Source organism: Bradyrhizobium sp. USDA 10063 (genome assembly GCF_054063735.1).
Genome location: NZ_JBSSGP010000002.1, coordinates 5,267,954 through 5,288,492, shown reverse-complemented (window position 1 = coordinate 5,288,492; position 20,539 = coordinate 5,267,954). Strand labels below are relative to the sequence as shown.

Below are 20,539 nucleotides of genomic sequence, written 5' to 3'. Positions count from 1 at the left end.
GAATCCGCTTTAGTCGGGAGCTTTGATTCTGCCGCTGCCGCGGAGCTATGGGTTCTGGGCAAGAACACCAAATGTTTGGTCGAGTTCAGGCAAGATTGGCCAGACCGCGCAAAGAATAGGCCTGTAAGCGGAGGTGCCAGCGCGGCCGATACGTCCCCACTCCCTCACCAGGGACGAGCCACCGAATAGTGTCGGCTGAACATCGAGCTTATAGAGCCCCGCTATGTTGCGGCGATTGTCGGTGCGGGTGAGCATAATCGCGGTGTTGCAGTTTCATCCTCTTGTTCTTGGAGCCGGCAAAGTCAGACTATGACTGGCGCCGTAATGGAGGATGATCGCAATCTTCCGTGGGATAGCCATGTCAACCGCGCGGACCGTCGACAGGAATTTGCCGACTTCGAGCTTCAGCCGATTGGTTTCGGCCGCCAGCATCCTCGCGGTCGAGAGCTCCTGCTGACGTCCTTCAGACGATTTACATGCCTCCTGCTTTGCATTGTCTCGGGCTAACGTAGGCCGCTTCAAATCATGAAGCTTGTGTGAACGAATTTCAATGGCCATCGACAAACGCATTCAGAACTTCGCGCGTGGTGTTGGGCATGTCTCGCCATCATCGAACGGGTGGAAAGCGAACGTAGCACTGGATACGAAAGTGCGCCTTCGACCGAGTCCTTTGCGCCCGGTGAACGTCCTTCGCCACCGGATTGAGCGCCAGCGCGACATAGACCGCCTTGTTGCGGACCAGCCCTCGTCGCGGATTGTGACCCGCAAGGCACCGAAACACTAGACCGGGTAGACTGATCGAGAGGCGGGCTCTGCCACTCCCGGACCTCGTCCTGCCTAGTTAGGTTCGATATGTATCACTACCGGCAACCTGTCGAACTATCTCATCTAGTAGCTCTCAGCGCGAGCTCGCCGACTTTTCGCCTATCTGGCGGCGCGCGTTTCGGTTTGCGCACTAGAGTTACCCGGCCCCTTCTGCTGCAACACCGAAGGTGCGATCTCACGCCCGACCACCGCGGCTCTTATCCCACTAAAGCTGCCAGCCAATCGGATGGGTAAGTCGCCAGGGGCGTCGCTAGATACTCAATATGGCATAGCAATTGCACTGATGGAAAGAAAAGCGCTCGGGAAGCCGAACACGAGCGAGCCGGGGCCGGGCTATGGATCTATCCTGAACTGTTACGCGACATGACCATCAGCGGGCAGAAGCATTTGCAGCCGGCCGATATCACGAATCTGCCGATCGGCCGCGTCTTCTTTGTCTGGTCACTAGGACTCTTCCGCGGCAGCCTTGTTAGCAGGGGGCCGAAACAGAGCCCCGCGCATCCGGCGCAGCTCCGGATGTTTCCTGTTTCGTTAAGCGCCATTTGTCGTGCTCGTTTAACTCTGACAGATAGAAAACAACCAGGAAACCACATCATGCTCGCGGAGTCTGATATCACATGTGCGAATGCAGACATTCGAACAAGCACCGTCTGGACAATTGTGCTCGGCTTTGCCGCCGATCCATTGATGCGCTGGAGTTGGCCTGACGTAAGGCAATATCTTCGAAGCATGCCTCAATTCGTTAACGCCTCTGGCGGACGAGCATTCGAGCATGGCACGGCGTACGTCACAGGAGGGATCCGCGCCGCAGCCCTGTGGCTGCCGCCTGGCGTGCAGCAAGACGAGTCCGCGTTGGACGAAATAATGGCACTGTCCTTGAACCCGGAGATTACCGAAGATATGGCGCTCCTGCGGCACGAAATGGCCGAACATCATCCGCCCGAGCCGCACTGGTACCTACCTCTCATCGCGGCCGATCCGAACTGGGTCGGACAAGGACTCGGCACATTACTGATGAAATACGCTCTTCAACGATGCGATGAGCAGGGCATTACCGCCTATCTTGAAAGCTCGAATCCTGAGCACATTCCCTTTTATCGAAACCACGGCTTCAAGATCATCGGTAGAATACAACATGGTTCCTCGCCGCCGCTCACGCCAATGTTGCGAGCAGCCAAATAAAGCGAAGTAAAAGACGCTGTTCGCATGGGCTCACCAAGCGCGCAACCGTCACGAGGGCCACCTTTCAGCCCTGCCTACGTGTTCGCCGCGGAGTTCGGTCGCGGTCTTGGTTCGCCAGTAGGGGCGACTTAGGCTCGCGGCGCTGCTCCATCATGTCGGGAAAGCGACCATTCCGCTGACGGTGTTCGATAAACCGGGTCGGAGCGCTACCCGGCAGTCGGCCAGGCCTGGCGCCGTGCCTGGGAGCAGGTCATCCTCTTCTTCGCCTTTGCCCCAGGCATCCGCAAAATGATCTACACGACGGATGAGATGGACAAGCGATTTCTTCATGGCCGAGACGACGATTGCGGAGATCGCTGCAAGTCCATTCTTTTGTTCGGTCGCGCTGCGGGCCATTCTTCCGTCCCGGCCACCGATCTCACAGCCGCCGCGCGCAGGGCGGTCAAGGCTGGCCGCATTTGCGGCCACCGCAAGGCTTGGCCTTGACCGGTCCGAGCACGACGGCACGCTGGCGTGGAACGGGACTGCGTTCCTGGCGTGGCTAGACCTTGCCGTCGGCCGCGACTATGGTTGTCCGGCGCGGGCGACCTCGTGGCGAAGCGTGACGCGTCGGCTGCAAGCGTCACCGGACTGCCTATTTTGTCCTGCCGAGCTGAGGCGCCCGCGCGCCGGGTTTTGGTCGCCGCGGTTTCCATTGCGACACCAATCGTTCGTAGCTTCGCTCCGCCTGGGCGGCAATCAACATCTCACGATCGCGCAGCGCTTTGATGTTGTAGACATAGGCTGGTCCACGCCGGCTGCCCTTCTGTTGCGGATGTCCAGCTTGAAGTTGCATCGCGCGGGTCTTGTTGGCGACCAGCGCCGGGCGCGCCCACAGGTAATCCTCGCCCTTCGTCAGCAAATGCCAGCAGAGCACCGTGAGCTTGCGAGCCACGGCCACCGCGGCGATCTGATGGCCGCGCCGGGCGCGGATGCGCACGAAAAACGCATGCAGTGGGCCGGGCGCCTTGGCCGCTGCCCAGGCCGCCTCGACCAGCATGGCGCGCGCATGACTGCGGCCGATCTTGCTGATACGGCCGTGGTGGGCGGCTCCCAACCCGGACTGCCGCACCCGCGGGTTCAGCCCGAAATAGCTCACCAGCTTCTGCGGGCTGTTGAACCGGCTGATGTCGCCGATCGCCGCCACGATGCCGGCGGCGACCGCCAGGTTCACGCCCGTGATCGTCATTAATCTGTTGACCGCGGGATCGTCGATGGCATCCTGTGCGATCTCGCCGTCGAGCAGGGCCAGGTCTTCCGCCAGCCGGTCAAGCTCACGGACATGCCGATCGATGGCCGCGCGCTCATCGTCCGGCAACCGTTGAGCGGCCAACCATGCCCGGCCGCGGGCGTTGAAAAGATCGGCATGCGGGCACTTCGGGATCAGGTGCGCGTGCAGGATCGAATGCACCTCGTTCTTGAGCCGCGTGCGATGCCGCACGACCTGGTAGCGCCGCGCCACCAGTTGCTGATGAGCCTACCCTGGAAAGCCGGCGGCAACATTCGATCCGAATTGTACTCCGGTTGCCGCCTCGTCCTGGTCGATCCGTCTGAACGAGCGGCGCTCGCCCTCGAGCCTGGGACGAATCATGTGCTGATTGCGCGGCGCAAGAAAGGAGGGCGGAGCTTCGCTTATGACACCGCCCAGATCGAAACACTCTTCATCGAACTCCCCGAACTTCCGGCTCCGACCGACGCTTGGGCCGAATTGGACTGGACGAAGCTCGGCTTCCAGAACGGCAATCTGGCCCTGTTCTTCGCTTCGATTACCGCAAGCGGCCGCATCGAGGCGAGATGGGGCAGGGACTTTCTTAATCTCGTGCTGCATCGCCGCCGCGCCGATGTTCGCGTCGACGCTCGTTTCAGAGATCCGCTTATTGACGATGCCCATACCGATACCATCGAGATTCACTGGATCTTCAGCGTGGATCTGCGGGCCGTTTCGCGCGCGAGAGCGTCGCCAGCCGATTGAATCCTCTTCAACGTCTGCCCCCCTCCCTAAGGGGATTTTTCCGAGGAGCCTTAGTTTAAGCGGCTCTACGAGATTTGCGGCAGCCGGAGTCGTACCAAGCTGTCCAACATCCCGAGCTTGTGATAGGGCGCACGCGTGCGGATGAAGATTTCCCGGACATCGCACGCCACCGCCCCGCGCACAAATAAGCCAGCACTGCTTCGCCGACCGGCTCCATCAGAGGCAGGAAGGAGCAGGCCTTGGTCTTTGTGTGCCGAATGCGGATCGACTCCGCCCGCCAGTTGATGTCCTCCAGCCGCAGATTGCAGATTTCGCTCGGCCCCCAAAACACCCCAACGCCCCCCGAAGCCGTCGCGCCCCCGCCCGCGACGAACCCAAGTTCTGCTGAGCCTCCCGCGACGTAACCCAATCCCCAGAGTCCCCACGGGTCTATCTTTGTGACCGCATTTTCCGTCAGCGTAGGAGTAGAGGTTTCCAAAGATACGACCTGTCCGTTGGTCAACTGGTACGGCAATGTGCATTGCGCGCGGGCGCCGCTGCTTCCCAGGACGACGAAGATCAGGAAGACAAGAGCCGCACATGTGGTGCGTTGCTGCACAAGAAACTCCTTGCGTCGAGAACGGCGCTGCCGCCGCGGAGCACGTGCAAGCTCGCGCGGCCGTCGGGGTCACGTAGAAATGCTGTGGAGAGATCTTCCCAAAGACGGGAGATGAGCGTCCGAATTACCCGGATCTAATGGCAAAAGAATTCGCGTTCAGGCCAACACTCGCACGCGCAGCAAACTCATTTGCGATATTTGCCGTTGCCGGCTCTTTCTCAGGCCTTCGCTTCGTTCGGACTGCAAGCCTATCTAGGTCTAACACTGTTGGTTGTAAATCGCCATCAGCACACGAAGATGTTTCTCGCTCAAATTGCGAAGTTCTGAAGTGGACCCCGGATTTGAGACCAGGCGGTTGATTGGAGCGGAGCCGTTTCCGTCGTGATAGACGGAGACGATGAAGAAGAAGACGAGACGGAAGATCGATGCGAGCCTGAAGGCGAAGATCGCCTTGGACGCATTGCGGGAACAGGCGACGATTGCCGATCTGGCGCAGCGCTATGAGGTGCATCCGAACCAGATCTATGCCTGGAAGAGGCAGCTCTTGGACAATGCGGTGCGAGCGTTCGGCGTCGGCATGGAGGCGGACGAGGCGCGCGAGCGGGAGATCGAGAAGCTGCACGCCAAGATCGGCCGGCCGAGAACGATTTTTTCGCCAAGAGGTCCGGACGATGAGCACGGCGGACCGCAGAGGAATGCTCGATCGCAATGATGCGAAGCTGTCGATCCGGGCGCGATGCGCGATGCTGGTGCTGTCGCGCTCGGGGGTCTACCGGCAGCGGGCGGCGAACGACGACAATGATCCGGCGCTAATGCGGCGCATCGACGAGTTGTTCCTGCAGCACTCGTTCCTGGGCTCGCGTTTGTTCGAGGAAAGAACTTTGCCTCACTTGCCATCGAGAACGATGGCGCGCCACTCAGAATAAAACTGCGAACTCGTATGTGATTGAAAATTTCGATGTGATTCGAGGGAACCCGAGATCGAGACCACATCTATCGGGCGAGAGCGCGCCGCGCATCTGCCAAAGCCCGCGGCTCGATCAGCAGACCTTGTCGTTCGTAGCGGCGACGGGTCCTGCTGAAGCGCACGACAACTGCATGTCGCGTGCTCTTCGCTTTCGCGCGCCGCGAGAGCAGGGGATCGCCCGCCGGTAGATAATCAAGATCATTGAGGCCGACGCAGCGCATGCAGGCTGGGCCGGGAGTTTCCATCATCAGGAGATTACCGCTGCCGCCGCACCGATGGCATGTCCATTCGGTGTTCAAGGGCTGGACCACCACCAGTTCCGGAGCTTGGCTTGCTTTTTCCGCCAGCCGCTCGCGCTTCTTCTCGGAAAGCTCGGGCGAGACCCAATGCGTGCGATACGACGCCTCGATGGCAGGATTTCCGCTTCGGCTGAAGCGCAGGGTCTGGCGCCACGGTGTACGAGCGACATACTCGGTTTGGCTCGCGAACAATCCTCTCGCGGTTGCCCAAGATCGGAATAGCCGCATGGCTTCCGATATGCGCGGCAGATTTGTCCGGACAACTTCCTCCAGGCAATCGATCTGCCCGCGGCGCCAACGCTCCAACGCTTCAGGATCAAGCCACCCGATCCCGACGAGGATGTCGATAGCGCTCACAAAGCGCCGGGCGGCCAGCGCCGCAGCTGCGGCTTCGGCGACACGATCAGCGAGTGGAATTCGGCTCTTACGGCTCATTGTGGACTCGAGCTTCCCATTCCGTACGGCGTAAGATCAACGTCATCGGTCCAGCGCCGAGGCATGCTCCAGGTCTTGCCGGCGTTGCTTTGCGCGCCGTTCGTAGCTGGCCTGGTTCTTGATGGCGACCAAGGTATGGGGGCTGCCACGCCTCTCGGTCGTGAGGTCAAGGTCGCACGTCGTGCTTCGGACGCTTTCCTCGACATGGCTCCTGCGACCCTGAACCGCCTTCAGGCGCCATTGCTGCTGATCCGGCGCGGTCAGGAACGCGCCCAGTTCACGGCAATCGCTACATTTGCATGTGAGCGTGTTGGCCCTGGTCCAATCCCGAGGCGCCTCCAGCGGCAGGGCGATGCGCTTGCGCAGGTGATCAAGCGACGCCTCTCTGAGCCGCCCCACCGCCGGCCATGCCGTGCTTTCCGCCAGCTTGGCAAACGCGCGAGCAGCGGGGACGAGCACGTCGTCCGGCTTGTATGTTTTCGGCCAGGCCAGCAGGTGCTCGATCGCGCGCGCCGCGAGCCCTTCGTTGACTCGGCTTGTCGCCGTCAGCAGATCGGCGACGAAGGCCGGTTTCACGGGCGCCGGCCGGGTCCAGGGGTCGCGCTCCTGTTGCCTCGTCGGGGGGCCCGGCAGGGCCTCGATCAAGGCTGTGCCGATCTGCATGAGGTCACACGTCCGACCGGCGGGCGCCGCTGTGCAGCGCAGCACCAGATCTCCGCAAGCGGCCAGATGGGCCGGAGCGTTACGTCGGAGAATCCGGACCAGCAGCTCCGTTACACGCGGGGCTGGAAGCAAGGCGGCAGCACGCAGGATCGCTTCGTTGTCGGGCGCGGCGTAATGGCCTTCGGCGGACACGCCGCCGAGAAACGCATCGATGCACTCCACGTTCCGCAGCCGGATCTGCAAATCGAGCATCCGGCCGACTTCGGCGTCTTCGTCTTCCCGCCAGGACGAGCGGGGCCAGGAGCGCAGCATGTGCCGTGAAAGCTCATCTCCCTCACGCCACAAGGGCGACCGGATCGATGCCTTGCTTGCTTCCCAGCGCGCCGTCAGATCTTCGAGATACGGCAGCGTCGTGCGGAGGCCGGCCTGATTCAGCACCGCGAGCCTCCGCGCGGTCGGCCACAACACGAAACCTGCTCGGCGATAGGTGCGCTCGAAGGACGCCCCTTCATTGCCCGTCGCCTCGTGAAAATGCTGCTCGTCCGGCGTCAGATCCTCGAAAGCGTCAGACGGGCACAGCTCGTCCTCATCGAATGGAAAATCGTCGAACCCAGCCTCGCTGCCATCCGGTCGCCGCCACTCGGAGAGGAACAGCGCCCGGTCGATGACGTCGGCAACCTCAAATTCTTCGTCATCCTCCTCGTCTCGACTCCAGCGGCGACGGCTGTAATAGCCTGTATGTTCGGCGCTGCCGCTTTCCTCGATCGACACCAGAGCGAGGTGGAGATCGCAGTCCGCTTCCGCGGCGGCCTTGACCAGCACGGACGCCACGCCTGCATCGGCACCCTTGAGTGCACTGAACGACAGCTCCGCCGGCGTATAGACATGCTCCAAGGACAGGATCAGCTTGTCAGGCTCGTCTTCGGCGCTCGTCCAGCCCCGCAGTAACTCCACCACCCGCCCGTGCTCTGCGCGATAATCGGGCGCCTTCAGCGGACGCCTCTTGCCGACGAAACGCAAATTATAGACGAGGGTCAGGCGACATCCCGTTTGAACAGGCCGCACTTCATGCACGCAGTCGGCATAGAAGGCCGCGAGGCCTACCTCCGACGGTTCCTCGGGACGCGGGTCAAGCACCATCTCGCGGCCAAGGTGCTTGACGACCAATTCGCCACCGCTATGGATCGAGGGCAGCACGAGCACCATCGTCGCAAACATGCCGGGGACCTTCTCGGTATCGCGATGGTCGACGAAGAAGCTGCCGGCATCGTAGACAAGAAGCTTATAGAAGTCCGCCGCAACCGGCTCGCTCACACCGAGCCCGAGTGCGACATCCGCGACCAGTCCGGCCAAGGTCTTGTCCCAGTGACGCCCTCCGATCCGGACCTTGGCGGAATCGACCTGCCAAGTTCTCCGGACCTCGCGATCGATCACCGTCGCCTCGCCGCGCCCATAGGGGGCTGCCTCGGCGCTCGCGACGAGCCGCTGGGCCTGGATGGGCTGGACCGGAAAGGCGATCCTGCCCACGCCGTCGACATCGATCGTCGGCATGAAGATCTCCCGAGTCCCGCCGACGCAAAAGTCACCCGGACGCTCGACGGAACGAAGGCTGTTAAGCAACGCGGTACCGATCGACGACATGGCAGCTCCCGGCAGGGCTGGTTCAGCAAATAATCGTCAGGTCGACGTGCTGGACCTTCAAGAAATTATACGCAGAGAACGCACGCATAAGAAATAGCGGTCATGAGCCACAAAGGCGGCCGCGTTGATCGCCGATCCGCTCGCCGCCGAGTGCGCCGTTTCCTGGCACTTGCTCGGGTTGTCTTTTTCGTTCCCGCACTGGCCCGAGTCGCACGATGCAAGGCGACATCGGTCTTCGCTGCTGGCTTGGTCTTTCCGGCAGATATCTTGACTTTTGGCGCCTTGGAGTGTTGGGGTCGCTTTGGGACTGTGAAGGCAGGATTTGGGGTATCGGGAGTTTCGGCCATCTCCAGCCCAAATAGAGCGGCGACATCGTTTTCATCAAGCACCTTCGCCGCGCCTGGCGCCGTTGTTAGCGGAGAACCCTGTCCAGCGCTGGCGAGCATTTCAGTTTCATCCACATCACGCAGCACGAAAAGAAGCTGAGGCTTTTCATCTAGCCTGGCGCCGACACCATACAGCGCTGCCGCAACGTGCTTGCACATGTCTGCCCAATCTGGACAGCTGCAGAACAGCTTGATTTCCGTCGGCGACGGAAAGAGGCCGTCACCCTCTCGACAGACCCGGTCCATCACGCCTTTCGCCAAGCGGCCCTGCAGGAGCTCAACTAGCGAATCGACGGTCCCGGCGCAGTCCCGGCAGATGGATTTCCAGCGTGCCCGCGTAACCGGTGCAATGGCAATCTTGATTTGGTAGAGTTCAGACCCGGCGACCATTGCCGAGATCTCGCCCTTGGCAATTTGCAGGTCGACAACGGAGCCGTTTCGGACATAGGTCCGACCGCGCGGCAAGCGGTTCTCATAGTCGCTGTATCGTTCGAGGTTGACGCACCAAGAGTTGCCCCAGAAGCTCTTGGTAATTTTGCGTCCCTCGATCGTCACGGGCGCAACGGATCGTCCCTGCTTCTTGAGCTTGGCCAACTTGCGTTCTGCCTGCCGCCGCTTCTCAGCTACCGGCACGTAGGCGTGCCACCCGTAGTAGCTCATTCATTCCCCTTCCTTCATCGCCGCACCCAAATCGAGAGTCACGAGTTTAAGCAACTCCTCATCTTTCATCTCAGTCAACAGGATGTCAGCTCCGCCGCTGAGAAAATCCCCAGCCAATTGTTTCTTCGACTCGATCATATGGTCGATCTTTTCCTCTACGGTGCCGCGACAAAGGAACTTGTGCACAAGTACATTCTTGGTCTGTCCGATTCGGAAGGCACGGTCGGTGGCTTGGTTTTCGACAGCCGGATTCCACCACCTATCGAAATGAATGACATGCGAGGCCGCTGTGAGATTGAGCCCGGTGCCGCCTGCTTTGACCGAGAGCACGAAGAACGGGACGTCTTCGTCTTCCTGAAATTGGCGCACCAGGTCCTTGCGCTTCTTAACTTCTGTCTCGCCATGCAGGACGAGGCCGGGCCTGCCGAATATGGAGCCCAGGAACGCCACTAGTGGCGCCGTTGTCTCCTTGAACTGGGTGAAGACAAGTGCCTTCTCCTGCCGGGCGGCAACCACTTCCGCGATGTCGCGCAGACGCCCAAGCTTACCGCTATCCTCCTCGTTCCACGCGCCGTCGCCGAGCCACTGCGATGGATGGTTGCAGATTTGCTTCAAACGCATGAGAAAAGCTAGGATGATGCCTCTCCGTTTTATTCCATCGACCTCTTCGAGATGGCCGGCTAGCTCTGCCACTGCTTGCTGATAGAGCGCCGCCTGCTTGCGACTCAAGGGGCAGAAGGTTTTCACCTCGGTCTTGTCGGGCAGGTCGGCAATGATGCTCTTGTCGGTCTTCAGCCGTCGCAGGATATAGGGGCGCACCAGGTCGCGGAGCGGACCGTAAGGGTTATGTGGCCGGTCGGCGAGGCGTTTGACCAATGCCGAAAATTCCTTCGACGATCCCAACAGACCAGGATTAATGAAGTCGAAGATCGACCAAAGGTCACCGAGCCGATTCTCGATGGGTGTGCCGGTCAGCGCAATGCGCATTTCTGCCTTGAGCCTCTTGACCGATTTTGTCTGCTTGGCAGCCGGGTTCTTGATGGCCTGTGCTTCATCGAGCACCACAAACCGCCATGAAGTAGTTTCTAGCCAAGGCGTACGCGTCAGAAATCCGTAGCTCGTGGTTACGAGATCGACGTCTGAGAATTTGTCCGCACTGTATGCGTTCAATTTCTCGGACGGCGCAGCTGATGGATGGACCACGACTGTTTTCAGGCTTGGCGCAAATCGGGAAATCTCGGCGGCCCAATTGGCTAACAACGAGGCGGGGGGCTACGAGCAGGCAAGGTTTCCGATTTGCCCTGTCCTCATTCTTGACTACCAGCAGCAGCAGCGACAACACCTGGATGGTTTTGCCGAGCCCCATATCGTCGGCAAGGCAAGCCCCAAGCTTGAGCTGCGTTAGCAGATAGAGCCATTGCACACCCGACTGCTGATAGGGTCGCAGCGTACCCTGAAAATATTGACCGGGGTCGACCCGCATGAGCCAATCGGGATGGCGCAAGGTCGCCAGCGTCTCCGCCAGCCAGGGGCCGGCAACGGTCTGGCTCCAATCGATGTCGGCTGGTGCGGCAGTTTTATCTCCGGCAATGCCAGCCCCAGCCAGCATTCGCATCGCCTCACCGAACGAAAGACCATCAGCAGCGGCGCGGCGCTCGATGGCCTCAAATTGCTCGAGTGTGCGATTCAGTCGTTCATGATCGACCTCGACCCACTTGCCACGGATTAAGAGCAATCCATCGGCATGCGCCAGGAGTCGCTTGATCTCGGCCTTCGAGAGGCTTTCGCCCTCGAGCGTCACCTCCATTCGGAAGTCGAGCAGCGCGTCCATCCCCAACTGTGATGGCGCATTGCCCCCGACCGTTGCTTTCACTTGCGGGCGTGCGGGGTGGTTCATACGCCAACTCGCGGGCATTCGCACGACCACCCCGGCGCTTTCGAGCGCGGGAACATCCTTCAGGAATTGCAGAGCCTGTTGTGGGCTCCAGCGCAGCGGGTGAAAGATATCGCCGGCATTGACCATCGTCTTCAACCAAGGGCAACTCTCGGCGGCGCGCTGGACGGGCATCAGCAGCGAGAGCAGGCGTTGGCGGTTCCTCGCACCTGAATACTCCTGCAAGGCTTTGCCGAGCGGCAGATGCTTGGCCTCAACCGAGAGTCGGGTCGTGTAGGTCGCGAGAAACGCGAACGGGGCTTCTTCGTCCTTCCGGTTCTCCGCGAGGTTGAAATGAACGCGCCCAACCAAATTCCATGCCGGATGACGGCTCTTGAGGAACTCCTGCACGGAGAGCTTGGCTTGCACCAACTCGGCATCAAAGGCCGCATCCAAACCACGCCAAAGATTGGCCAGGACAGACGTCGTCAGGTATTCCGCGCCGGTCATAGGCGGCACGGCCGATGCCATCGTGTCCAACTCGCCATCGGTGGGGATCGGCACAGGTGGCTTGGTGCGACCGTCTCCAACACCCGGAAGAGCGCACAGTGCAGTCATGTAGCGCATTCCAAGCTCTCGCCAATACGACAGCACCGGTGGGAGAACCGTCGCGACTTCGTCGGCGCCGAGCCACAACAACCCGTGCCCTGAGCCCCGTAGAAATGCTTTCTCCAGCTGCGAGCCCTGATCGGGCTCCAACGCAGGAGCTTGCGCCGTTTGGCGCAGCGTCAGCAAACCATGTGGGGTAAGAACGGGTTCTAGCGTCATCATGACGGTGAGACCTTACGATCCCACCGGAAATGTCCACGATTTTGGGGGTGAGCCGGGCGCCACATCGAGAAGTAATTTCGTCATTCTGTCACGAAGTACCGAGCATGGGCGCGGTCAGCAATTCCTTGACCAGCATGAACTGCTGAACGCACTCCGCGACTGCGGCAGGACCCTCACGGAGAAGATCATCCTCCTCCAAAACATCAACGTTCCTTTCGTTACGCGAACGCTCGATGTGCGCTAACTGTGCGCCAATCTCATCCGGCGTAAACATGCGTCTCACCTCGGAAACAAACCGCGGCAGTTCCCGAGCGAAGTCGGGATGTCTGGAGGCCGCACTGGCAAAGCTCATCAACTTCTCACCGACCAGGTAGTCGAAGGCCGCCGTGAGCCCGAATCGAACCTTGATCGTTTGAGCCGCTTCGCACTGTTCGATCCAAATATTATGCGCTTTGCGTACATTCATAGTCGGCCCTCATCTTATCGGCATCGACAATGTTCTTGATGCCTGCCACTCGTTCAATTTCGACCACCGCCTTCGCCCCGAAACGTTCCGAACCGCGATGGCGACGGCCTTCTTCTGGCCGATCAGCACGACAAGCTTCTTGCCCCTGGTGACGCCGGTATAGAGCAGGTTTCGCTGCAGCATGGTGTAATGCTGCGTCATCACCGGCATCACAACGGCGAGGAACCCTGGCTCTTATGGATGGTTGCTGCGTAGGCCGGCACCAGCGTGTTGAGCTCGCCAAACCCATAAATGACCGTGCGCCGTCGAAGCTTGCGGTGAGTTCGCGGTCTTCGAACTAATATCGTCGATATAGCCGATGTCGCCGTTATAGACCTCCTTGTCGTAATCGTATTCGATCTGCATCACTCTGTCGCCGGGCGCGAACGTCCAACCAAAGCGCTTGACCTTGCGCTCGCCGGCGGGGTTCAGAGCCGTCTGCAGTTCGATGTTTAGCGAGCGCGCACCGACGCCGCCGAGCAATCGCTGCCCCAATGCCGCGCGAGCCGCCGGTCACCAAAACGCCTTTGTCATTCAGTCTTCCCATTACGTCAAAGCCCACTCCTGTCGTAAGCCATCGTACGATCTACCGACTGGGATGCCCGGAGACGAGGCGGCACGTCAACATGTGTTCGCCTGAGCGTTCACGATGGCTTGATAGCGGGAAAGCCTGCAACCTCGCGATATGCTAGAAATCGGCTCGAATGAAGCAGGGCGTCACCTCCGAGCACGACGCCACCGGGCGATTCGGGGCGTTGTGCAATACGCGTTTTCGGTTGACCTTGTAAAGACGCAGGTGGCGATCGCCGCGCGCGGCGACAGTAAACTCTCCAGCACAAACTTGATTCTTGTTGATGTAAAATGTTGGCGACGACAAGGCGGCGCTCGCCTATCAGCGCGGTGGAAAGCTCTCAGGCCTTCCTACCGCCTTAAAGATCTCGACGCCAAGATGGGAGGCCTTCAGCCGTCCGACCTCATCGTCATTGCCGGGCGGCCTGGCATGGGCAAGACGTCGCTCGCTACGAATATCGCGTTCAACGTGGCGCGAGCCTACCAAGCGCCGCAGGAAGGCAGTAGTTCGACGCCGGAGATGTCAGGCGGCATTGTCGCCTTCTTCTCGCTCGAGATGTCCAGCGAGCAACTCGCGACGCGTGTCATAGCCGAGCAGTCGGAGATCTCGTCTTCGAACATCAGGCGGGGGATATCTTCGAGAATCATTTCGACGCGCTCCTCGTGCAACGCCGGCAAGAGATTCGCCTTATTCCGCTGTACATAGATTCGACCGGTGCCTTGACCGTCGGCCAGTTGCGGCGCGCGTCCGTCGCTTGAAGCGACAGCGTGGCCTCCACTTAATCGTCGTCGACTATATTCAGCTCATGCAAGGCACAACCCATCGGACCGCGCCGAACCGCGTGCGGGAGGTGACCGAGATTACGACTGGCTTGAAGGCCCTCACCGAGGAGCTCAACGTGCCGATCATCGCCTTGTTGCAATTGTCGCGGCAGGTCGAGAATCGAGAAGAGAAGCGTCCGCAACTGTCGGATCTGCGGGAGTCCGGCTCGATCGAACAGGATGCTGCCGTCGTGCTTTTTGTCTTCCGCGAGGAGTATTACCTGAACGGTCAGGAACCGTCGGCCGGGACCGATGCTCATATCACATGGGCGGAGGAGCTCGAGGCGTCTCGCGGGAAGGCCGAGATCATTATTGGGAAGCAGCGCCACGGGCCGACTGGCACTGTCAATCTGTCATTCCAAGGTGAATTCACGCGATTTTCCGCTCTCGCCACTGGGCATCCGGTTCTTTATCGCCCGTCGGCGTGAAGTCCGCACTCATCGGCTGAATGCGTCGCGTTGGTTACCGGAGTACCGGGCGGCGAGCTCGCGCAACGAACTCAACAAAGGCGTCGAGATCGATGGGCAGGCTTTCTTTCCGCTATCTCGTCTCCCGTACTGAACCCCTGCACCGGTCGGGACGATGGGATACCGACACGCTCTGCGACAACAATACCCTTGCCAACCATGATAGTGATGACATATAATCATTATGCACCATAACTACTCGCTGCGCTCACGTCGCAGCCGCAGGTTGGGAGGAAAGACGTGCAGGATCAGGCTATCCCGGAGAGCGTATCGGGGAAGGGAGCAGCTCAGCGGATTTTCCGTCGGCTCAATCCGGTGACCGGAGAGGTGGCAAGCGAAGCTCCGGCGATCGCGGTCCACGACGCAATTGCGATTGCCGACACGGCCGCGTCCGCCTTTCCCGCCTGGACTGCGCTCGGGCCGACAGCCTGCCGTACAGTGCTTCTCAGGGCAGCGGACTCGTTGGCTTCCAAGGCTGACCTCTTTGTCGAGGCCATGGCCGCCGAAATCGGCGCAACACAAGCGTGGGCGCGATTCAATGTTGGGCTGGCAGCGGACATGCTGCGCGAGGCGGCTTCGCTCGCGACGCAGGTTGCGGGTGAGACAATACCCTCCGACAAGCCCGGTTGCCTGGCGATGTCAGTGCGCCAGCCGGTTGGCGTCGTGCTGGGTATCGCGCCGTGGAATGCGCCAGTAATCCTGGGCGTGCGGGCGCTGGCGACGGCTCTTGCCTGCGGAAATACGGCAGTCTTCAAGGCATCGGAAATTTGCCCGCGCACCCATGGTCTCATTGTCAACGCGCTGGAGGAGGGCGGATTGCCGAAGGGCGCTGTTGGCCTCGTCACCAATGCGCCGGAGGATGCGGCTGCGGTCGTCGGTGCATTGATCGACCATCCGGCAATACGACGGGTGAACTTCACCGGCTCCACTGCCGTCGGCCGGATCATCGCGGAGCGCGCAGCGCGCAACCTCAAACCCGCGTTGCTCGAACTCGGCGGTAAAGCGCCGATGATCATCCTGGAGGACGCCGATCTCGATGAGGCAGTCAAGGCCGCTGCTTTCGGCGCGTTCTTTAACCAGGGTCAGATTTGTATGTCCACCGAGCGCATCATCGTCGTGGAGGAGATCGCCGACACCTTCGTCGAGAAGTTTGCAGCCAAAGTGCGCTCGCTGGCCGCTAGCGATCCGCGCGAGGGCGATGCCCCGCTCGGCGCCATGGTCGATCCCGCGACAGTCGCGAAGGTCGAAGCTCTGATTGCCGATGCCCTCGAAAAGGGCGCGCGGGTCGTTTCGGCCGGCCCCACGCGCGGCGTGTTGATGTCGGCGCATATGCTCGACTGTGTGACGGAAAAAATGCACGTCTACGCGCAGGAAAGCTTTGGTCCTCTCGTGGCGATCATTCGTGCCCGCAACGAAGACGATGCGGTGCGGCTTGCCAACGACAGTGATTACGGACTTTCGGCTTCGGTCTTCACGGGAGATGGCGCACGCGGGTTGAAAGTAGCGCGCCGTATACGCTCCGGCATCTGCCACATCAATGGACCAACGGTCCACGACGAAGCCCAAATGCCGTTCGGTGGCATGGGGGCTTCTGGCTACGGCCGCTTCGGCGGCAAGGCCGGCATTGCTGAATTCACCCGACCTGCGCTGGATCACGCTGGAGACCGCGCCCGGCAGATATCCGATCTGATAGCGAGCCCCGTTCCTCATCCTGCGAGTGACGGGTGTGGGCGCACATCCACCCAACATCCAACTGGAGACCATAATGAGCAAAGATGTTGCCATCTTCAATGTCGAAAAGGGAATCGCCTGGGTGCGGTTCAACCGCCCCGAAAAGCGCAATTGCATGAACCCCGCGCTCAACCGGCGCATGATGGAGGTTCTGTGTGAGCTTGAATTCCGCGACGATGTCGGCGTTCTCGTGCTTTCGGGTGAGGGGTCGTCGTGGTCGGCGGGTATGGACCTCAAGGAATATTTCCGCGAAACCGAGGCCAAGGGGCTCGGCGCGATCCGCAAGGCTCAGTCGGAATCCTATGGTTGGTGGCGCAAGCTACGCTGGTATCAGAAACCCACCATTGCCATGGTGAACGGCTGGTGCTTCGGAGGGGGATACGGCCCGCTCTTTGCCTGCGACCTGGCCTTCGCGGCCGACGAGGCGCATTTCGGGCTTTCCGAAATCAATTGGGGCATTCTTCCGGGTGGCGGAGCGACTAAGGTTGTTGCTGACCTGCTGTCGATGCGCGATGCAATGTATCAGGCGCTGACGGGCGAGACGATCAACGGCCGCAAGGCTGCGGAATGGAAGCTCGTCAACGAAAGTCTACCTCTGGACCGCCTGAAAGAACGGGTGGTTGAGGTAGCGAACATGCTGCTTGCCAAAAATCCGGTCGCCCTCAAGGCGACGAAGGATGCCCTGCGCCGTGTCATGGAAATGACCTACGACAATGCCGAGGACTATCTCGTGCGGGCGCAAGAAGCGGCGAACTTTTATGACGATCACGGCAGAAAGGAAGGCATCCGCCAGTTCATCGACGAGAAGACTTATCGGCCGGGACTGAGCGCTTACGATCGAACCCGTACCGTCTGAACTGACTGCAGGGTGGAGGAAGAACCTCGATGCAGCAATGGTATGCACCCGATCCCGTCGCGCTCCACGCTCGGATACGCCCGGACCAGCTTGCCTGCGTCGATCTAGCGACAGACCGGCGCTGGACCTACGCACAGCTCGACCGTGCGATCGATCAAATGGTCGGTGCGCTCGCCGCCCTGCCGGGCATGGGGCGCGGCGAGCGGATCGCTGCCCTGGCCCGCAACAGCGGCGATCTCCTAATTCTTCAACAGGCGACAATGCGGGCAGGTGCGATCTTCGTCCCCCTGAACTGGCGGCTTTCGCGAGCCGAGCTTGCGCCGATCCTTGCTGATTGCACGCCGTTTATGCTCGTCAGTGACGGTACAGCGGCGGTGGATGTTCCGGCAGATTGCACGGTCATGACGGTCGTTGATCTCATCGCAATGCGCGAAGCAGCGGCGCCGGCGGTCAAAAAACTCCGGCCAGAAGCATCAGATCCTTGCGTCATTCTCTACACGTCGGGTACATCCGGCCAGCCAAAGGGCGTGGTGCTTACCGCGCAGATGATGTTCTTTACCGCCATCAATTTCGGAATCCTGGGTGATGTCGGAAGCGGCTCGGTATTCCTGTGCGAGTCTCCGATGTTTCACGTCATCGGACTGGTGACGAGTATTTGGCCCGCGATTGCACGTGGCGCCGCCATCCTCATCTCAAGCGGGTTCGATCCTATCCTCACCAATGAGCGGCTGGCCAATTCTGACCTGAGCATTACCCACTATTTCTGCGTGCCGCAGATGGCGTCCGCGTTGCGGCAGGCACAAAACTTCAGACCTAAGAGTTGGTCGCTGAGAGCGCTGTTCACCGGCGGCGCGCCAAACTCTCGCGCCAACATCCTGTGGTGGCTGGAACGCGGCGTTTGCATGGTAGACGGCTTCGGCATGACGGAGACTGGGACTGCGCTTGGCATGTCCCTAGACCCCGCGCTAATCGCCTCAAAAGCGGGCTCTGTCGGCCTTCCCGGTCCCGGCACGATGGTCCGTCTCGTCGACGAGGCCGGCAAAGACGTTCCCGACGGCCGTCCGGGCGAGATCCTCATCGCCGGGCCAGGCGTCACGCCCGGATACTGGAAGTGCGCCGCCGAGTGCGCTCACGTCTTTACCACCGATGGCTGGCTCTGGACCGGCGACATTGGCATCAAGGATGAAGACGGCTTCTTTACCATCGTCGATCGTCGCAAGGACATCTTCATCACCGGTGGCGAGAACGTCTATCCGGTCGAGGTGGAAGCGGTGCTGCTCGAGCATCCACAGATCGCCGAAGCGGCCGTGATCGGTGTTCCGGATGAACGGTGGGGCGAGGTGGGGCGCGCCTATCTTGTGTTCAAGAGCGGAAGCGACACGCGGCCCAATGTCGTGGACCTTGCCGCGTACTGCGGTGAAAGGCTGGCACGCTACAAGATTCCCAAAGAGTTTCGCGCAGCCGAGACCTTGCCGCGGACTGGGTCTGGCAAGTTGCAGAAGGCGGTCTTGAAGAAACAGGCGCTGGAGGAGGTCGCCGCTGCGGCAACGACCGGCGTTTCCGAGGAGAGCAAACCTGCGTTGGCATAACTGTCGGCGCAACGGAATGACTCAACGACGTTCAGTATGAGTCATAATAATAATTGTTGGACGAAGCCGCTCCGCGGCAGAACGCTCGGCAAGAGTACCCAATCTCAAATGAAGGAATGCGGTTGAAGCAACTGGAGCTGCTTTGAATTGCCGTGGTGAGACGTAATTTGCTGCGTTCATAGACTTGGCTTCAAGCAAGATGGCGTTGCTGCCCCTGGGCAGTTTTCGTTGTTTTGCCAAGGAGCCTTCAATGACCCCGCTTCGGTTACGCATGATAAACGACATGCAGATCCGCAATCTGTCACCGCATACGCAGGATTGCTATCTGCTGCAGATTTCGCAGTTCGCCCGCCATTTTGCCAAGTCGCCGGCTTTGCTTGGGCCGGAGGATGTCCGCGCCTACCAAGTCTATCTAACGAACGAGAAGAAGCTGGCGCCGAAGTCGATCCACGTGACCGTCTCAGCGCTCCGCTTCTTCTACCGTGTCACGCTCGGCTTCGAATGGGATTTCGACCTCATCATTCCGTGTCCAAAGGTGCCCAAGACGCTCGCCGTCATCCTCAGTCCCGAAGAGGTGCTGCACTTCCTCGGCTGCGTGGAGAGCCTCAAGCATCAAGTGATCCTGACGACATGCTACGCCGCCGGTCTGCGCATTTCCGAAGCGGTACGCCTGAAGCCGGAAGCCATCGACCGACAGCGGATGGTGCTGCGCGTCGATCAAGGCAAGGGGAAGAAGGACCGTTACGTCATGCTCTCGGCACGGTTGCTGGAGACACTGACCGACTATTGGCGCGCCGTCCGGCCGAAGACGTGGATGTTTCCCGGAGGTATCCCCAACGAGCCGATATCGACCAACGCGGTGCAGGACGCATGCAGCAAGGCGCATCGGCTATCGGGCCTTGCCAAGCCCGTGACGCCGCATTCGCTACGGCATGCCTTCGCCGTCCATCTACTCGAGGCCGGCACCGATCTTCGCACCATCCAGCTCTTGCTTGGCCATCGCAGCCTGTCCACAACCGCGCAATATCTCCGGATAGCCACCAACAAAGTCTGTGCGGCGACCAGCCCGCTGGAGCTGCTGCCGCGCCCAATCCCTAAGGCACCACCATCGCCGCCGCCTGAACATTTCTGACGGCAGCCCCATGGGACGCTCAGGTCCGGAAGTGGCGGATATCTTCCGCCGCTATGGTGCTGCCTGGCGCGAGCAGCACTGAAGGTCTCTATCGACCGAACGACGTGCAGCAATGACGGCGATCGAGCGCTGCCGAACGGCCGCGCTCGGTGGCCATGTCGAGCAGTGCGATCACTGCGGAGAGCGGTGGATCTCCTACAATAGCTGCCGCTCGCGCAACTGCCCCAAGTGCCAATCGCTCGCGCGGACAGAATGGATCGAAGCCCGACAAGCGGAGCTTCTCGATACGCAGTATTTTCACGTTGTTTTCACCATACCCGACCAAATCGCAGCGATCGCGTTCCAGAATGCCGGCACCGTGTACGATATTCTCTTCCGCACAGCTGCAGAGACTTTGCGGACCATCGCTGCCGACCCCAGGCACCTCGGTGCCGAGATCGGGTTCTTTTCTGTCCTTCATACTTGGAGCCAAAACCTCCTTCAGAACCCTCACTCA

General features: G+C 60.4%; 17 protein-coding genes and 5 pseudogenes. 12 read left to right on the top strand and 10 right to left on the bottom strand.

Translation table 11 applies throughout. From position 1 onward, the window contains the following. Positions 1-45 precede the first annotated feature (45 nt). Positions 46-255, bottom strand: a complete 210-nt coding sequence (locus ACVJGD_RS27105) for a WGR domain-containing protein (protein ID WP_456637120.1) — start codon at positions 253-255, stop codon at positions 46-48. Between the two features lie 18 nt (positions 256-273). Beyond that, positions 274-570: a hypothetical protein gene (locus tag ACVJGD_RS27100; RefSeq protein WP_456637119.1), complete on the bottom strand. Its 297-nt coding sequence runs from the start codon at positions 568-570 to the stop codon at positions 274-276. 618 nt (positions 571-1,188) lie between these two features. Here ACVJGD_RS27100 and ACVJGD_RS27095 point away from each other — a divergent pair. Both ACVJGD_RS27095 and ACVJGD_RS27090 read left to right on the top strand, forming a co-directional pair. Beyond that, positions 1,189-2,007 carry a GNAT family N-acetyltransferase gene (locus ACVJGD_RS27095; protein WP_456637118.1) on the top strand — a complete coding sequence of 273 codons (819 nt, stop codon included), beginning with the start codon at positions 1,189-1,191 and terminating at the stop codon, positions 2,005-2,007. A gap of 252 nt (positions 2,008-2,259) precedes the next feature. After that, the gene (locus tag ACVJGD_RS27090) at positions 2,260-2,493 is read left to right on the top strand and encodes a hypothetical protein (RefSeq protein WP_456640389.1); all 234 of its coding nucleotides are present in this window, start codon (positions 2,260-2,262) and stop codon (positions 2,491-2,493) included. 148 nt (positions 2,494-2,641) lie between these two features. Here the strand turns inward: ACVJGD_RS27090 and ACVJGD_RS27085 are convergent, their stop codons facing one another. After that, positions 2,642-3,508, bottom strand: coding sequence for an IS110 family RNA-guided transposase (locus tag ACVJGD_RS27085; RefSeq protein WP_456637117.1), 867 nt, complete (start codon positions 3,506-3,508; stop codon positions 2,642-2,644). Between ACVJGD_RS27085 and ACVJGD_RS27080 the strand changes: the two genes are divergently transcribed. The 3 genes from ACVJGD_RS27080 (at position 3,479) to ACVJGD_RS27070 (ending at position 5,542) form a co-directional block, all read left to right on the top strand. Further along, positions 3,479-4,018, top strand: a complete 540-nt coding sequence (locus ACVJGD_RS27080; protein ID WP_456637116.1) for a hypothetical protein — start codon at positions 3,479-3,481, stop codon at positions 4,016-4,018. The genes ACVJGD_RS27085 and ACVJGD_RS27080 overlap by 30 nt on opposite strands. 995 nt (positions 4,019-5,013) lie before the next feature. Beyond that, positions 5,014-5,328, top strand: coding sequence for a transposase (locus ACVJGD_RS27075; RefSeq protein WP_456632682.1), 315 nt, complete (start codon positions 5,014-5,016; stop codon positions 5,326-5,328). Positions 5,329-5,359: 31 nt separating this feature from the next. Next, on the top strand, positions 5,360-5,542 hold the full coding sequence (locus ACVJGD_RS27070; protein WP_456637115.1) for a hypothetical protein: 183 nt from the start codon (positions 5,360-5,362) through the stop codon (positions 5,540-5,542). 67 nt (positions 5,543-5,609) lie between these two features. Here ACVJGD_RS27070 and ACVJGD_RS27065 read toward each other — a convergent pair whose 3' ends face one another. Together ACVJGD_RS27065 and ACVJGD_RS27060 are read right to left on the bottom strand one after the other, a co-directional pair. Beyond that, positions 5,610-6,317 carry a hypothetical protein gene (locus ACVJGD_RS27065; protein ID WP_456637114.1) on the bottom strand — a complete coding sequence of 236 codons (708 nt, stop codon included), beginning with the start codon at positions 6,315-6,317 and terminating at the stop codon, positions 5,610-5,612. Between the two features lie 42 nt (positions 6,318-6,359). Beyond that, positions 6,360-8,294, bottom strand: a complete 1,935-nt coding sequence (locus ACVJGD_RS27060; RefSeq protein WP_456640388.1) for a 2OG-Fe(II) oxygenase — start codon at positions 8,292-8,294, stop codon at positions 6,360-6,362. Between ACVJGD_RS27060 and ACVJGD_RS27055 the strand changes: the two genes are divergently transcribed. After that, positions 8,223-8,654, top strand: a complete 432-nt coding sequence (locus ACVJGD_RS27055; protein WP_456640603.1) for a hypothetical protein — start codon at positions 8,223-8,225, stop codon at positions 8,652-8,654. The genes ACVJGD_RS27060 and ACVJGD_RS27055 overlap by 72 nt on opposite strands. Positions 8,655-8,686: 32 nt before the next feature. Here ACVJGD_RS27055 and ACVJGD_RS27050 read toward each other — a convergent pair whose 3' ends face one another. The 5 genes and pseudogenes from ACVJGD_RS27050 to ACVJGD_RS27030 all read right to left on the bottom strand — a co-directional run. After that, entirely contained in the window at positions 8,687-9,667 is a 981-nt protein-coding gene (locus ACVJGD_RS27050; protein ID WP_456637113.1) for an SWIM zinc finger family protein, read from the bottom strand. Continuing rightward, complete coding sequence (locus tag ACVJGD_RS27045; RefSeq protein WP_456637112.1) at positions 9,668-10,927, bottom strand: DEAD/DEAH box helicase; 1,260 nt, start codon at positions 10,925-10,927, stop codon at positions 9,668-9,670. A 70-nt stretch (positions 10,928-10,997) separates the two neighbouring features. Continuing rightward, positions 10,998-11,690 (bottom strand): annotated as a pseudogene (locus ACVJGD_RS27040) (SNF2 helicase-associated domain-containing protein); the annotation flags it as partial. Positions 11,691-12,459: 769 nt separating this feature from the next. Beyond that, a complete protein-coding gene (locus tag ACVJGD_RS27035) occupies positions 12,460-12,837 on the bottom strand; it encodes a hypothetical protein (protein ID WP_456637111.1) in 378 nt (125 codons plus the stop codon). Positions 12,838-12,846: 9 nt separating this feature from the next. Continuing rightward, positions 12,847-13,353 (bottom strand): annotated as a pseudogene (locus ACVJGD_RS27030) (ATP-dependent DNA helicase); the annotation flags it as partial. A 395-nt stretch (positions 13,354-13,748) separates the two neighbouring features. Between ACVJGD_RS27030 and ACVJGD_RS27025 the strand changes: the two are divergent. The 6 genes and pseudogenes from ACVJGD_RS27025 to ACVJGD_RS27000 all read left to right on the top strand — a co-directional run. Beyond that, positions 13,749-14,696: pseudogene (locus tag ACVJGD_RS27025) on the top strand (DnaB-like helicase C-terminal domain-containing protein); the annotation flags it as partial. Between the two features lie 294 nt (positions 14,697-14,990). Further along, positions 14,991-16,425: pseudogene (locus ACVJGD_RS27020) on the top strand (aldehyde dehydrogenase). Positions 16,426-16,500: 75 nt separating this feature from the next. Then, entirely contained in the window at positions 16,501-17,322 is an 822-nt protein-coding gene (locus ACVJGD_RS27015; RefSeq protein WP_456637110.1) for a p-hydroxycinnamoyl CoA hydratase/lyase, read from the top strand. A gap of 29 nt (positions 17,323-17,351) precedes the next feature. After that, the gene (locus ACVJGD_RS27010; protein ID WP_456637109.1) at positions 17,352-18,911 is read left to right on the top strand and encodes an AMP-binding protein; all 1,560 of its coding nucleotides are present in this window, start codon (positions 17,352-17,354) and stop codon (positions 18,909-18,911) included. Positions 18,912-19,161: 250 nt separating this feature from the next. Continuing rightward, positions 19,162-20,043 (top strand): site-specific integrase, encoded by an 882-nt coding sequence (locus ACVJGD_RS27005; protein ID WP_456637108.1) that lies wholly within the window; start codon positions 19,162-19,164, stop codon positions 20,041-20,043. Positions 20,044-20,053: 10 nt separating this feature from the next. Next, a pseudogene (locus ACVJGD_RS27000) lies at positions 20,054-20,536 on the top strand (IS91 family transposase); the annotation flags it as partial. Between the last annotated feature and the right edge of the window lie 3 nt (positions 20,537-20,539).

Coding starts and splice junctions, on each gene's coding strand:
- ACVJGD_RS27010 (WP_456637109.1), top strand. CDS start 17,352: ATGCAGCAATGGTATGCACCCGATCCCGTCGCGCTCCACGCTCGGATA.
- ACVJGD_RS27050 (WP_456637113.1), bottom strand. CDS start 9,667: ATGAGCTACTACGGGTGGCACGCCTACGTGCCGGTAGCTGAGAAGCGG.
- ACVJGD_RS27035 (WP_456637111.1), bottom strand. CDS start 12,837: ATGAATGTACGCAAAGCGCATAATATTTGGATCGAACAGTGCGAAGCG.
- ACVJGD_RS27070 (WP_456637115.1), top strand. CDS start 5,360: ATGCTGGTGCTGTCGCGCTCGGGGGTCTACCGGCAGCGGGCGGCGAAC.
- ACVJGD_RS27075 (WP_456632682.1), top strand. CDS start 5,014: ATGAAGAAGAAGACGAGACGGAAGATCGATGCGAGCCTGAAGGCGAAG.
- ACVJGD_RS27080 (WP_456637116.1), top strand. CDS start 3,479: ATGCCGCACGACCTGGTAGCGCCGCGCCACCAGTTGCTGATGAGCCTA.
- ACVJGD_RS27065 (WP_456637114.1), bottom strand. CDS start 6,317: ATGAGCCGTAAGAGCCGAATTCCACTCGCTGATCGTGTCGCCGAAGCC.
- ACVJGD_RS27095 (WP_456637118.1), top strand. CDS start 1,189: ATGACCATCAGCGGGCAGAAGCATTTGCAGCCGGCCGATATCACGAAT.
- ACVJGD_RS27105 (WP_456637120.1), bottom strand. CDS start 255: ATGCTCACCCGCACCGACAATCGCCGCAACATAGCGGGGCTCTATAAG.
- ACVJGD_RS27100 (WP_456637119.1), bottom strand. CDS start 570: ATGCGTTTGTCGATGGCCATTGAAATTCGTTCACACAAGCTTCATGAT.
- ACVJGD_RS27005 (WP_456637108.1), top strand. CDS start 19,162: ATGACCCCGCTTCGGTTACGCATGATAAACGACATGCAGATCCGCAAT.
- ACVJGD_RS27015 (WP_456637110.1), top strand. CDS start 16,501: ATGAGCAAAGATGTTGCCATCTTCAATGTCGAAAAGGGAATCGCCTGG.
- ACVJGD_RS27055 (WP_456640603.1), top strand. CDS start 8,223: ATGGTCGACGAAGAAGCTGCCGGCATCGTAGACAAGAAGCTTATAGAA.